Source organism: Streptomyces sp. NPDC046203, from assembly GCF_040646255.1.
GTDB lineage: Bacteria > Actinomycetota > Actinomycetes > Streptomycetales > Streptomycetaceae > Streptomyces.
Window position 1 is genome coordinate 52,362 of sequence record NZ_JBEYZX010000013.1, and the last position, 12,818, is coordinate 65,179.

Sequence of the window (12,818 nt, forward strand, 5' to 3'; positions counted from 1 at the left end):
GAAGGAAGTAACGGCATGTCCGCTGCTCTCGACATGGTCAACCTCGCCGCCGGCGCCAAGGAGAACGTCGTCGGCAACGTCGCCTCCATCGGTTACGGCCTCGCCGCGATCGGCCCCGGCGTCGGCGTCGGCATCATCTTCGGTAACGGTACGCAGGCCCTCGCCCGTCAGCCCGAGGCCGCCGGTCTGATCCGCACCAACCAGATCATGGGCTTCGCCTTCTGTGAGGCGCTCGCCCTCATCGGCATCGTCATGGGCTTCGTCTACCAGTAAGCCGCTGACAAGTCCGACCCTTTTTACGGAAGGCACTGATGTGAACGCTCTGCTTCTTGCGGAGGCGGCGGAGCCCCAGCCTCCGCTCATCCCGCATCTCGACGAGCTCGTCATCGGCCTGATCGCCTTCGTCATCGTCTTCGGCTTCCTCGCCAAGAAGCTCCTCCCGAACATCAACAAGGTTCTGGACGAGCGTCGCGAGGCCATCGAGGGTGGCATCGAGAAGGCCGAATCGGCCCAGGTCGAGGCTCAGAGTGTGCTGGAGCAGTACAAGGCTCAGCTCGCCGAGGCCCGCCACGAAGCCGCGCGTCTTCGCCAGGAGGCGACGGAGCAGGGCACCGCGATCATCCAGGAGATGAAGGCGGAAGGCCAGCGCCAGCGCGAGGAGATCATCGCCGCCGGTCACACGCAGCTCGCTGCCGACCGCAAGGCCGCGTCCGCCGCGCTGCGTCAGGACGTCGGCAAGCTTGCGACCGACCTGGCGTCGAAGCTCGTCGGCGAGGCCCTCGAGGACCACGCCCGTCAGAGCCGGACCATCGACCGCTTCCTTGAGGAACTCGAGGAGAAGGCCGAGGCCGTGCGATGAACGGAGCGAGCCGCGAGGCACTGAGTGCCGCACGTGAGGCCCTCGACGCACTGACCGACAACACGTCGGTGGACGCGGGCAAGCTCGCGGGCGAGCTGGCGGCCGTCACCGCGCTGCTCGACCGCGAGGTGTCGCTGCGTCGGGTCCTGACCGACCCGGCGCAGGCGGGCGAGGCCAAGGCCGAGCTCGCCGGGCGACTCCTTTCCGGTCAGGTGGGCGGCGAGACCGTCGACCTGGTCGCCGGGATGGTGCGCTCCCGCTGGTCGCAGTCGCGCGACCTGGTCGACGCGGCCGAGGAGCTGGCGAACATCGCCGACCTCACCGCCGCCCAGAAGGCGGGCGCCCTCGACGACGTCGAGGACGAGCTGTTCCGGTTCGGCCGGATCGTCTCCTCCAGCAACGGGCTCCGCTCCGCGCTGACGGACAAGACCGCGAAGGCATCGGCCAAGGGCGAGCTGCTGCGCAGCCTGCTCGGCGGCAAGGCCAACCCGGTCACCGAGCGTCTGATCGTCCGCCTGGTGACCCAGCCCCGGGGCCGTAGCCTGGAGTCGGGACTCGAGTCCCTGTCCAAGCTCGCCGCGGCGCGCCGGGACCGGATGGTCGCCGTCGTCACCTCCGCGGTGCCGCTCAGCGACCAGCAGAAGCAGCGCCTCGGTGCCGTTCTGGCCAAGCTGTACGGCCGCCAGATGCACCTGAACCTGGACGTGGACCCGACGGTCCTCGGCGGGATCTCGGTGCGGGTCGGTGACGAGGTCATCGACGGCACCATCGCGGAGCGCCTCGACGAGGCGACCCGCCGCCTGGCCGGCTGACCTCGGCCACAAATCAAGACGCATGACAGCGGCCCGGTTGGGCCGTGCAGAGATTGCAGAAGATTCCTGGGGGTCGGCCCCCAGACCCCTTAAGAAACTTCGGGCCCAACAAGGAGAGCAGGGAACCCAGATGGCGGAGCTCACGATCCGGCCGGAGGAGATCCGGGACGCACTGGAGAACTTCGTCCAGTCGTACCAGCCGGACGCGGCCTCGCGCGAGGAAGTCGGCACGGTCAGCCTGGCCGGCGACGGCATCGCGAAGGTCGAGGGTCTTCCCTCGGCCATGGCGAACGAGCTGCTGAAGTTCGAGGACGGCACTCTCGGCCTCGCGCTGAACCTGGAAGAGCGCGAGATCGGTGCGATCGTCCTCGGCGAGTTCAGCGGCATCGAGGAGGGACAGCCGGTGCAGCGCACCGGTGAGGTCCTCTCCGTCGGTGTCGGCGAGGGTTACCTGGGTCGCGTCGTCGACCCGCTCGGCAACCCGATCGACGGTCTCGGCGAGATCGCGACCGAGGGCCGCCGCGCCCTCGAGCTGCAGGCGCCGGGCGTCATGCAGCGTAAGTCGGTCCACGAGCCGATGGAGACCGGCTACAAGGCCGTCGACGCCATGACCCCGGTCGGCCGTGGTCAGCGTCAGCTGATCATCGGTGACCGCCAGACCGGCAAGACCGCCCTGGCCGTCGACACGATCATCAACCAGCGCGACAACTGGCGCTCGGGCGACGTGAACAAGCAGGTGCGCTGCATCTACGTCGCGGTCGGCCAGAAGGGCTCCACCATCGCGTCCGTGCGCGCGGCCCTCGAAGAGGCCGGCGCGCTCGAGTACACGACCATCGTCGCCGCCCCGGCGTCCGACCCGGCCGGCTTCAAGTACCTGGCGCCGTACACCGGTTCGGCCATCGGTCAGCACTGGATGTACGCCGGCAAGCACGTCCTGATCATCTTCGACGACCTGTCGAAGCAGGCCGACGCCTACCGCGCCGTGTCCCTGCTGCTGCGTCGTCCGCCGGGCCGCGAGGCGTACCCGGGTGACGTCTTCTACCTGCACTCCCGCCTGCTGGAGCGCTGCGCGAAGCTGTCGGACGAGCTGGGCGCGGGCTCGATGACCGGTCTTCCGATCGTCGAGACCAAGGCCAACGACGTGTCGGCGTTCATCCCGACCAACGTCATCTCGATCACCGACGGCCAGTGCTTCCTGGAGTCCGACCTGTTCAACGCCGGCCAGCGCCCGGCCCTGAACGTCGGTATCTCCGTGTCGCGTGTCGGTGGCTCCGCCCAGCACAAGGCGATGAAGCAGATCTCCGGTCGCCTCCGTGTGGACCTGGCCCAGTTCCGTGAGCTCGAGGCGTTCGCCGCCTTCGGTTCCGACCTGGACGCCGCGTCGAAGGCGCAGCTGGAGCGCGGTCAGCGCATGGTCGAGCTGCTGAAGCAGCCGCAGTACCAGCCGATGTCGACCGAGAACCAGGTCGTCTCCATCTGGGCCGGCACCACCGGCAAGATGGACGACGTCCCGGTGGCCGACATCCGCCGTTTCGAGACCGAGATGCTGGCGTTCCTGCGTCAGAGCCACTCGGGCCTCATGACCTCCATCCGTGAGGGCGGCAAGATGTCGGACGACACGCTGCAGTCCGTCGCCGACGCGATCGCGGAGTTCAAGAAGCAGTTCGAGACGTCCGACGGCAAGCTGCTGGGCGACGACGCCTCCGCCGTCAACGTCTCGAAGTGACGACGGAAGGGACCTGACTCATGGGAGCGCAGCTCCGGGTCTACAAGCGTCGCATCAAATCCGTCACCGCGACGAAGAAGATCACCAAGGCGATGGAGATGATCGCCGCCTCGCGCGTCGTCAAGGCGCAGCGCAAGGTGCAGGCGTCGACCCCGTACGCGACCGAGCTCACCCGCGCGGTGACCGCGGTCGCCACGGGCGCCAACGACAAGCACCCGCTGACCACCGAGGCGGAGAACCCGACGCGTGCCGCGGTCCTGCTCCTCACGAGCGACCGCGGTCTGGCCGGCGCCTTCAACTCCAACGCCATCAAGGCGGCGGAGAAGCTCGTCAAGGAGCTGGAGGGCGAGGGCAAGACGGTCGACATCTACGTCGTCGGCCGTCGTGGCATCGCGCACTTCAACTTCCGTGAGCGCAAGCTGGCCGACACGTGGGCCGGTTTCACGGACGAGCCGACGTACGCGGACGCCAAGAAGATCGGCGAGCCGCTGATCGAGGCCATCGAGAAGGACACGGCCGAGGGTGGTGTGGACGAACTCCACATCGTCTACACCGAGTTCGTCTCGATGATGACCCAGTCCGCGATCGAGGCCCGGCTGCTGCCTCTCAGCCTCGACGAGGTCGCGAAGGAGGCCGGCACGACGGACACGATCCGTCCGCTGTTCGACTTCGAGCCGTCGGCGGAGGACGTCCTGGACGCCCTTCTGCCGCGGTACGTCGAGAGCCGGATCTACAACGCGCTGCTGCAGTCCTCGGCTTCGAAGCACGCCGCCACGCGGCGCGCGATGAAGTCGGCGACCGACAACGCGGGCGAGCTGATCACCAGCCTCACCCGTCGTGCCAACGCGGCCCGCCAGGCCGAAATCACCCAGGAAATCAGCGAGATCGTCGGTGGCGTTGCCGCCCTGGCCGACGCGAACGCGGGGAGTGACAAGTAATGACGACCACTGTTGAGACGGCCGCCGCCACGGGCCGCGTCGCCCGGGTCATCGGCCCGGTCGTCGACGTGGAGTTCCCCGTCGACGCCATGCCGGAGATCTACAACGCGCTGCACGTCGACGTGCTCGACCCGTCGGGCGACGGCACCAAGACGCTGACCCTCGAGGTCGCGCAGCACCTCGGTGACGGCCTGGTCCGCACCATCTCCATGCAGCCCACCGACGGTCTGGTCCGCCAGGCCCCGGTGACCGACACGGGCACGGCCATCACCGTCCCGGTCGGCAACGTCACCCAGGGCAAGGTGTTCAACACCCTGGGCGAGGTCCTGAACGAGGACCCGTCCACGGTCGCCGACGCCGAGCGCTGGGCGATCCACCGCAAGGCCCCGGCCTTCGACCAGCTCGAGTCCAAGACCGAGATGTTCGAGACCGGCCTGAAGGTCGTCGACCTTCTCACCCCGTACGTCAAGGGTGGAAAGATCGGTCTGTTCGGTGGTGCCGGTGTCGGCAAGACCGTTCTGATCCAGGAAATGATCATGCGTGTGGCGAAGCTGCACGAGGGTGTGTCGGTCTTCGCGGGCGTCGGTGAGCGCACCCGTGAGGGCAACGACCTCATGGTCGAGATGGAAGAGGCCGGCGTTCTGGACAAGACCGCCCTGGTCTTCGGCCAGATGGACGAGCCCCCGGGCACCCGTCTGCGCGTCGCCCTGGCCGGTCTGACCATGGCGGAGTACTTCCGCGATGTGCAGAAGCAGGACGTGCTGTTCTTCATCGACAACATCTTCCGCTTCACGCAGGCCGGTTCCGAGGTCTCGACCCTGCTCGGCCGTATGCCCTCCGCGGTGGGTTACCAGCCGAACCTGGCCGACGAGATGGGTCTCCTCCAGGAGCGCATCACCTCGACCCGTGGTCACTCGATCACCTCGATGCAGGCGATCTACGTCCCCGCCGACGACCTCACCGACCCGGCGCCGGCGACCACCTTCGCCCACCTCGACGCGACGACGGTTCTCTCCCGTCCGATCTCCGAGAAGGGCATCTACCCGGCCGTGGACCCGCTGGACTCCACGTCCCGGATCCTGGACCCGCGTTACATCGCCGAGGACCACTACGCCGCCGCCATGCGCGTCAAGGGCATCCTCCAGAAGTACAAGGACCTCCAGGACATCATCGCGATCCTCGGTATCGACGAGCTGAGCGAGGAGGACAAGCTCGTTGTCCACCGCGCCCGCCGTGTCGAGCGCTTCCTGTCCCAGAACACCCACGCGGCGAAGCAGTTCACCGGCGTGGACGGTTCGGACGTTCCGCTCGAGGAGTCGATCGCCGCGTTCAACGCGATCTGCGACGGTGAGTACGACCACTTCCCGGAGCAGGCCTTCTTCATGTGTGGTGGTCTTGAGGACCTCAAGAAGAACGCCAAGGAGCTCGGCGTCTCCTGAGCCCCCGTGCTCGGCTGAAGGGGGCGGGTCCGCCCCGCCCCCTTCGGTACGCCAACCCCGCTGTACCCTCCGGCAACCGCCGGGGAAGAGGACCGCGGCGCTCCGGCGCCGTACGTCCTACTAGACTTTGACCCAACACCCGGTATCCGCCGGGTGGTGAACCGAGGAGCCACCCTTGGCCGCTGAGCTGCACGTCGAGCTGGTCGCCGCGGACCGGAGTGTCTGGTCTGGCGAGGCCACCCTGGTCATCGCGCGTACCACCTCCGGCGACATCGGCGTCATGCCCGGTCACCAGCCGCTGCTCGGTGTGCTGGAGTCGGGCCCGGTGACCATCCGTACGAGCGAGGGCGACACGATCGTGGCCGCCGTCCACGGCGGATTCCTTTCCTTCGCCGACGACAAGCTTTCTCTGCTCGCGGAGATCGCCGAACTGGCGGACGAGATCGACGCCCAGCGTGCCGAGCGCGCGCTGGAGCGTGCGAAGTCGGACGAGGACGCCGCCGCCGAGCGGCGCGCCGAGGTCCGGCTGCGCGCGGTGGCGGTCCGCTAGCGGATCGCGCCAGAGCCACACCCTCAGCCGCGGCACGGTCGGAGACACTCCGGACCGTGCCGCGGCTGAGGCGATGCAGATGCGGGTTGTGTTCGGTCAGGCCGGGTCCACCGGTCACGGGTTGCGGCGAGGAGGTCGGTGAAGATGTTCCTCGCGTTGCTCGTGTGCGGCCTGGTCGTCGCACTGCTGGTGATCGGGCTGTTCGTGTTCGGTCTGCGGCGCAGGCTGATCCAGCGGGCCGGCGGGACCTTCGACTGTTCCCTGCGCTGGGACGTCGCCGAGGAGCGCGACCCCACCGGCAAGGGCTGGGTGTACGGCGTCGCCCGCTACAGCGGTGACGAGATCGCCTGGTTCCGCGTGTTCTCCTACGCGCCCCGCCCCAAGCGGATCCTGGAGCGCTCGGCCATCGAGGTCCTGGCGCGCCGGAGCCCGGAGGGCGAGGAGGAGCTGGCGCTCCTTTCGGACTCCGTGATCCAGGCGTGCGTGGTCCGCGGGACGCGGCTGGAGCTGGCGATGAGCGAGGACGCGCTGACCGGTTTCCTGGCGTGGCTGGAGGCGGCGCCGCCGGGCCAGCGGGTGAATGTGGCCTGACCTGAGGGTCTGTCGGCGGCTTTCTGGATTCGCGGCTTTTTGTGCGGCCCGGCGAGTTCCCTGAGGGGGATCGTGCGGGCCGTTTTTGTTGGGCGGGCTGTTTTCGGGGCTGGGGTTGGGGCCGGGGGCTGGGGTCGGTGCCGGATGTATTGACAGTGCGCGGTCACAGTGGCTGTCATGTGTGGGAGCGCTCCCATTCGTCGACTTCCGGTCGGCGCTCCACCCACCCCTGGCTTGGAGGCACCCATGCGCACCCTCGTCACGCGATTACGGCAACGGCCCTGGATCGGGGCGGCACTCGCGGCCTTCTCGGGCATCGCCCTGCTGCTGACCGCGGTCGTCACGGCACCTCCCAGCAGAGCGGCGGACGCCGGCTGCCGGGTCGAGTACACCGTCAACCAGTGGACCGGCGGCTATACGGCCGCGATCAAGCTCACCAACCTCGGTGCGGCGCTCGCCAGTTGGCGGCTGACCTGGACGTACGGCGGCGACCAGGCGGTGACGTCGGCCTGGAACTCCACCGCATCCCAGACCGGTCATGCCGTCACCGTCACCAACGCGGCGTGGAACGGCGCCCTGGCGACGGGCGGTTCGGCCGACTTCGGCGTCCAGGGGACGTACGGGTCGGCCAACCCGACGCCGACGGACTTCGCGGTCAACGGCGTGGCCTGCGGCGGCACTTCGACGCCGACGGACCCGACCACCCCGCCGACCACCCCACCGACCACGCCTCCCACCACTCCTCCGACGACTCCGCCGACCACTCCGCCGGGTGGTGGTGACTGCGGCAGCGCCGTGGTCTGTTCCGGGTTCGAGGACCAGAACGGCTCCACTCCGTCCGGGGCTTGGCAGTTCGCGGCTCCGGACTGTCAGGGGGCGGGCGCGGTCACGGTCGACACCTCGGTCGTGCACAGCGGCGGCAAGTCGATGCGAGTGGACGGCAAGGCCGGCTTCTGCAACCACGCCTTCATCGCCACGACGGCGAACCTGTCGTCGGTGAGCCCGATGTACGTACGGATGTGGGTACGGCACACCACCGCGCTGCCCGCCGGGCACGTCTCCTTCGTCTCCATGCCGGACAGCGGCCAGGGCGGCAAGGCGCTGCGGGTCGGCGGCCAGAACGGCGCGTTGCAGTGGAACCGGGAGATCGACGACGCCACCCTGCCCGCGCAGAGCCCGGCGGGCGTGGCACTCAGCAAGCCGCTGCCGACGGGCAGTTGGCAGTGTCTGCGCTTCGCGATCAACACGTCGAACGGCAACCTCGACACCTGGCTGGGCGACCAGCAGGTGGCCGGACTGCACGCGGACGGGGTACCCACGGCGGACATCGACCAGCAGTGGCTGTCCCGCACCACCGCACCACGCCCGACCGCTCTGCGCCTCGGCTGGGAGAGCTACGGCGTCGGTGACGACACCCTGTGGTTCGACGACGTGGCGGTCGGCTCGTCGCCGATCGGCTGCTGAAACGGCGGGATGGCGGGACGGCGGATGGCGGATGGTGGGATAGCGGACGGCGGGCGCCGGACTGTCCACTGTCCGCCGTTCGCCGTCCGCCGTACGACCGACGCCGCCGAGGAATTCTGTGACCAGCCTCAACGATCTCACCCGTATCGTGCCGCCCCCAGCTGCTCCGGCACCCACCGACTGGGGCGCGGCCGAGTCGAGCCGGAGCAGCCAGGCGATCCGGGAGTGGGCCCGCTCGCAGGGGTACGACGTCCCCGATCGCGGACGCATCCCCGCCTCCGTCATCCAGGCGTGGGAGCGGGCGCACTGAGGTGACGGCGGCGGGCAGGGGTCAGTGGAGGTGGGCCGGGAGGGTGAGGAGGCCGCGGTGGCGGGGGTTGTCCTGCCAGGCGGCTGGGGTTGCGGCCGGGCGCAGGGCCGGGAAGCGGCGCAGGAGTCGGGTGAACGCGATCTCGGCCTGGAGGCGGGCCAGCGGTGCGCCCAGGCAATGGTGGATGCCGTGGCCGAAGGCCAGATGCCCGGAGGTGTCGCGGGTGACGTCGAAGCGGTCCGGGTCCGGGAAGACCTCCGGGTCGCGGTTGGCGGCGAGGAGGGCGATCTGGACGAACTCCCCGGCCGGGATCGCGGTCCCCTGGATCGTCACCGGCTCGGTCGTGTAGCGCAGGGTCGCGATGCCGAACGGGCTTTCGTGGCGCAGGACTTCCTCGATCAGACCGGGGACGAGGGAGACGTCGGCGCGTACGGCGGCGAGTTGCTCGGGGTGAGTGAACAGGGCGTGCAGGCCGTTGGCGATCAGGTTGACGGTCGTCTGATGCCCGGCGACCACCAGCAGGAACGCCATCGAGGTGATCTCCTCCTCGCTGAGCGCGCCCCAGCCACCCCCGCCGTCACCGCCGTCGTCGCGGGCGGCGGCGAGCGCGGACAGGAGATCGTCCCCGGGGCGGGACCGCTTCTCCTCGACCAGGGCACGCAGCCGGTCCAGCATCGCGTCGGCCGTGGGTACGGAGACCTCGCCGTCGCCCTCGTTCCCGGCCACCGAGTGCCCCCGGACCTGGAGGACCCCCGGGTCGTCCGGGTCCGCCCCGAGCAGGTCGAAGATCACGGCCAGGGGGAGGGGGAGCGCGAACCGGCCGATCAGGTCGACCGCGCCCGTCGTGTCGACCGCCGTCTCTTCCAGTGCGTCGAGCAGGGCGGTGACCCGGGCCTCGATCCGGGGGCGTAACGCGGCCACCCGCCTTGTGGTGAAGGCCTGTTGGACCAGCCGGCGCAGCCGGGTGTGGCGAGGAGGGTCGGAGTTGAGCATATGGGTGGTGAGCCCACCGCCCGGGCCGCCGGTGGGCAGCCCCGCGTAGCGGGCGAACGCCTCCGTCGCCCCGTCCTTGCTCAGCCGGGGGTCGGCGAGCGCCGCCCGGCAGGCCGCGTACTCGGTGACGACCCAGCCGGCCAGCGGTACGGGACCGGCGAAGCGCACCCGGCGGGCCCCGCCCGTCTCGCGCCAGTGCCGGTACGTCGGGTGCGGGTCACGGGCGACGTACTCGTCCACCGCCTCGAACCCGTACGCCACCGTGACCCCGTCCGCCACTGCGCCCCCGTCCCCCGTCGTCGCGGGCGTCTCGACCGGCTCGGGCGGGGGCGGCACGTCAGGCCTTGACCAGCCGTACGTCCGACACCCCGAGCAGTCCGGCCAGCGGCACCTTCCCCCTGGTCTGCGCGGGGTCGACCGTCAGGCCCGCGCCGCGGATGAGGTCCAGGAGAAGTTCGCCGAGCGGCATCACCATGTGCCGGCCCCAGCAGCGTTCGGAGGAGTGTCCGAAGGGGAGGTAGCCGGGGGCGGTGTCGGGGTCGAGGGTCTCCCAGCGCTCGGGCCGGAACTCGTTCGGGGCGTCCCACAGCTTCGGGTCCCGGTGGGAGAGGATCGGGAGGAGGAGGACGTCGTCGCCCGCGCCGATGCGGTCGTCGATGGCGGGGTACTCGGGGGAGGCGTTCCGCAGGAGGTTCCACGACGGCGGCAGCATCCGCATCGACTCGTAGAGGAGATGCTGGTTCGGCGTCTCGGGGTCGAACGGCGCGCCGAGCCACAGCGCGTTCGAGACGAGGGTGGAGACCGTGAAGCACACGGGGGCCGCCGCGCGGCGGTACATGCCCAGGGCGTAACGGCGGTCCTGGTACGTGGTGGCGTCGGCGACCATGCCCGCGAGCGAGGTCAGCGGCGCGCCGCCCCGGCCGGCCCGCTTCGAGAGCGGGAGCGCGGCGCCTGCCGCGATCACCGACCAGGTGAGTTTGGTGGTGAGTTCGAGGTTCCGGCTCATCAACACCCGCAGCCGGTACGGGTCGTTGCCCAGAATCATGTCGCGCAGGAACATGTGGCCCGTCAGCGGCCACAGTCCGGACAGATCGACGTCCTCGGGCCGCGGGCGTTCCCTCTTCAGTGCCTCGCGCACATCGCTGCCGATGGTCCGCATCACGGAGGCGGCTTCACTCCGGGCGATCGAACGGCCGTGCAGCGGCTTGAACGTGGGCCGTTCGGTCTCGGTGGCCCGGCGGGCGGCGAGGATCCGGTCGGCGACCTCGTGTCCGGCGATCCCGATGGTGTCGGGTTCGAGCCGGAAGACGTCCTGCCCGAGGTGGTCCCGGAAGAGGGCGGCGAGTCGGGGGTGGAACACCGTGGAGCGCATGGGAGATCTCCGGGAGGCCGAGAGGGCTGACATCGGCGGGCGGTGTCGTCCCCGCCCGGGGGCGGGGACGACGGGGTGTCCTAGTACCAGATGTACCAGGCGCTGGCCTTCAGGCTCTTCTGCGCGGACACCTTGTTGCGGATGGCGAAGAGAAGCTTCATCACTGCACCCCCTTTCAGGGTGGAGACGTCTACACGGCCTCCTGGTGGAGGTCGTGCGCAGTTGGGCTGGGTCAGCCTGGGACAGCAATATGAACATCTGATGAACGCGCAGGTGAGAGCGCTGATTTGAGGCTTCGGAGGGCCTTGTTCCGCCTGGGGCAGGGGAGCTGGACGGGGGCGGAGTCTCGTCGCCGGGTGATCGGTACGAGGATCGCTACGGCGGAGGTGGTGGTGCCGGGTGCGGCGCCTGCGGTACGCCACTCCCACCGGGTCCGGCACGAGAGTGGACGGGCTCGGGAGGGAGGGGTGGATGGGCTGGGGAGGGGGCGGTCGGGCTGGGGCGGTCGGGCTCAGGTAGCGGCCGGCCGCAGGTTCGCGAGAAGCAGGGCGAGCGGGCCGCCCTGGAGGAGGAAGCGGCCTTCGCGAACGGCGGCGAGAGCGTCCTCCATCGGCCACCACATCAGCTTGAAGCCGTCTTCCCCGGCGTCGAGTTCCTGCGGGCCACAGGTCAGGTCCCGCGCCTCGAAGAGGTGGAGTCGCGCGGTGGAGCCCGGAACGATGGCGAACGAGCCCAGCGGACGCCAGGCCCCGGCGGTGACCCCGGCCTCCTCGCGCAGCTCGCGCCGCGCACACTCTTCCGGGCTCTCGTCACCCTCCTGACGCCCGCCGGGAAGGAACAGATACTCGCCACCGTGCAGAGGGAATGGCGCGGTCAGCACCGCGACCAGGCCGGCGGCGTCCCGGGCCACGATCACGGCCGCGTCCCGGGTGGGCAGTTGTGCGTTGGTCATGCGCGGAGATTAGGGCGGGGCCGGACCACCCCGCAGGCGAAAGGCACGCTCGTCACTGTCGGGTGGATGATCCCGCGCCCGTGGTAGCCGTCCTCGCCGAAGGCATCGCCGTGATCGGCGCACATGATGACCAGCCACTTCCTGGTGCTTGTCAGACCTTCGAGCAGGACTCCCAAGTGCTCGTCGGCGTAGGCGAGCGCGGCGGCCTGGGACAGCCATGAGTCGGAGCTGTCGCCGAGATAGTGGCCATGGGGGACGTGAGTGGCCGAGACGTTGACGAACAGGAAGAGCGGTCGGTCCTCTCGGGTCCGTGCGACATCGAGGGCGAACTCCACCTGGTGGCGGGTGGAGTCCGGCTCCGGCGAGCAGAACTCCGGCCGCCAGAAGTCCTCGTCGAACATGGCGGGCAGGACGGAGCCGAGCGGCGTCTCTCGGGAGAAGTAGGTCACCCCGCCGACGCAGACCGTCCGATAGCCGTGCTGGGCGAGACCGATGAGCAGGTTCGGCGCGTCGAAGACGAACGTACGTGGATCGACGGTCTTGAACGCCGGCGGCCGGCACTCCCACAAGCGCGGAGGCTGCGACGGCTGCGGGAGCTTCGGCAGGAATCCGGAGAAGAACGCGACGTGGGCGGGCAGAGTGAACGTGCCGGGCGTCCAGCGCTCCTCCCACTGCCCACCCGGCAGGAATCCGGCCAGCCGCGGAGTACGTCCGGCGCGCGTCGTCGCCCTGGCGACGTCGTAGCGCAGGGAGTCCAGGGTGACGAACAGGATGTTCGTCCCGGACTCGATGATCCCGGCGGCATCGATCAC

Annotated in this window: 15 protein-coding genes; 10 read left to right on the top strand and 5 right to left on the bottom strand. The window is 69.7% G+C overall.

Going from position 1 to position 12,818, the window contains the following annotated elements; genetic code table 11:
* Positions 1 to 15 precede the first annotated feature (15 nt).
* The 10 genes from atpE to ABZ990_RS13420 all read left to right on the top strand — a co-directional run bounded on the left by atpE (position 16) and on the right by ABZ990_RS13420 (position 8,689).
* A complete protein-coding gene (atpE, locus tag ABZ990_RS13375) occupies positions 16 to 273 on the top strand; it encodes an ATP synthase F0 subunit C (protein ID WP_093874070.1) in 258 nt (85 codons plus the stop codon).
* Positions 274 to 313: 40 nt separating this feature from the next.
* The gene (locus tag ABZ990_RS13380) at positions 314 to 859 is read left to right on the top strand and encodes a F0F1 ATP synthase subunit B (protein WP_361229986.1); all 546 of its coding nucleotides are present in this window, start codon (positions 314 to 316) and stop codon (positions 857 to 859) included.
* The gene (locus tag ABZ990_RS13385) at positions 856 to 1,671 is read left to right on the top strand and encodes a F0F1 ATP synthase subunit delta (protein WP_361229989.1); all 816 of its coding nucleotides are present in this window, start codon (positions 856 to 858) and stop codon (positions 1,669 to 1,671) included. The genes ABZ990_RS13380 and ABZ990_RS13385 overlap by 4 nt, the downstream gene beginning before the upstream one ends.
* A 130-nt stretch (positions 1,672 to 1,801) precedes the next feature.
* Positions 1,802 to 3,397 (top strand): F0F1 ATP synthase subunit alpha, encoded by a 1,596-nt coding sequence (gene atpA / locus ABZ990_RS13390; RefSeq protein WP_361229992.1) that lies wholly within the window; start codon positions 1,802 to 1,804, stop codon positions 3,395 to 3,397.
* Positions 3,398 to 3,417: 20 nt separating this feature from the next.
* Positions 3,418 to 4,335, top strand: coding sequence for a F0F1 ATP synthase subunit gamma (locus ABZ990_RS13395; RefSeq protein WP_361229995.1), 918 nt, complete (start codon positions 3,418 to 3,420; stop codon positions 4,333 to 4,335).
* Positions 4,335 to 5,774: a F0F1 ATP synthase subunit beta gene (atpD, locus tag ABZ990_RS13400; protein WP_361229998.1), complete on the top strand. Its 1,440-nt coding sequence runs from the start codon at positions 4,335 to 4,337 to the stop codon at positions 5,772 to 5,774. The genes ABZ990_RS13395 and atpD overlap by 1 nt, the downstream gene beginning before the upstream one ends.
* 175 nt (positions 5,775 to 5,949) lie before the next feature.
* Positions 5,950 to 6,324: a F0F1 ATP synthase subunit epsilon gene (locus ABZ990_RS13405; protein ID WP_359871980.1), complete on the top strand. Its 375-nt coding sequence runs from the start codon at positions 5,950 to 5,952 to the stop codon at positions 6,322 to 6,324.
* 144 nt (positions 6,325 to 6,468) lie between these two features.
* The gene (locus tag ABZ990_RS13410) at positions 6,469 to 6,915 is read left to right on the top strand and encodes a DUF2550 domain-containing protein (protein ID WP_361230183.1); all 447 of its coding nucleotides are present in this window, start codon (positions 6,469 to 6,471) and stop codon (positions 6,913 to 6,915) included.
* 246 nt (positions 6,916 to 7,161) lie between these two features.
* Complete coding sequence (locus ABZ990_RS13415; RefSeq protein WP_361230001.1) at positions 7,162 to 8,379, top strand: cellulose-binding domain-containing protein; 1,218 nt, start codon at positions 7,162 to 7,164, stop codon at positions 8,377 to 8,379.
* A 118-nt stretch (positions 8,380 to 8,497) separates the two neighbouring features.
* On the top strand, positions 8,498 to 8,689 hold the full coding sequence (locus ABZ990_RS13420; protein WP_361230004.1) for a histone-like nucleoid-structuring protein Lsr2: 192 nt from the start codon (positions 8,498 to 8,500) through the stop codon (positions 8,687 to 8,689).
* A 21-nt stretch (positions 8,690 to 8,710) separates the two neighbouring features.
* Here the strand turns inward: ABZ990_RS13420 and ABZ990_RS13425 are convergent, their stop codons facing one another.
* From ABZ990_RS13425 to ABZ990_RS13445, 5 genes are all read right to left on the bottom strand, one after another.
* Positions 8,711 to 10,018: a cytochrome P450 gene (locus tag ABZ990_RS13425; RefSeq protein WP_361230007.1), complete on the bottom strand. Its 1,308-nt coding sequence runs from the start codon at positions 10,016 to 10,018 to the stop codon at positions 8,711 to 8,713.
* Between the two features lies 1 nt (position 10,019).
* Entirely contained in the window at positions 10,020 to 11,054 is a 1,035-nt protein-coding gene (locus tag ABZ990_RS13430) for a cytochrome P450 (protein WP_361230009.1), read from the bottom strand.
* 80 nt (positions 11,055 to 11,134) lie between these two features.
* On the bottom strand, positions 11,135 to 11,215 hold the full coding sequence (locus tag ABZ990_RS13435) for a tryptorubin family RiPP precursor (protein ID WP_359872132.1): 81 nt from the start codon (positions 11,213 to 11,215) through the stop codon (positions 11,135 to 11,137).
* 350 nt (positions 11,216 to 11,565) lie between these two features.
* Entirely contained in the window at positions 11,566 to 12,006 is a 441-nt protein-coding gene (locus ABZ990_RS13440) for an NUDIX hydrolase (protein ID WP_361230012.1), read from the bottom strand.
* The gene (locus ABZ990_RS13445; RefSeq protein ID WP_361230015.1) at positions 12,003 to 12,818 is read right to left on the bottom strand and encodes an STM4013/SEN3800 family hydrolase; all 816 of its coding nucleotides are present in this window, start codon (positions 12,816 to 12,818) and stop codon (positions 12,003 to 12,005) included. Before ABZ990_RS13445 ends, ABZ990_RS13440 begins: the two co-directional genes overlap by 4 nt.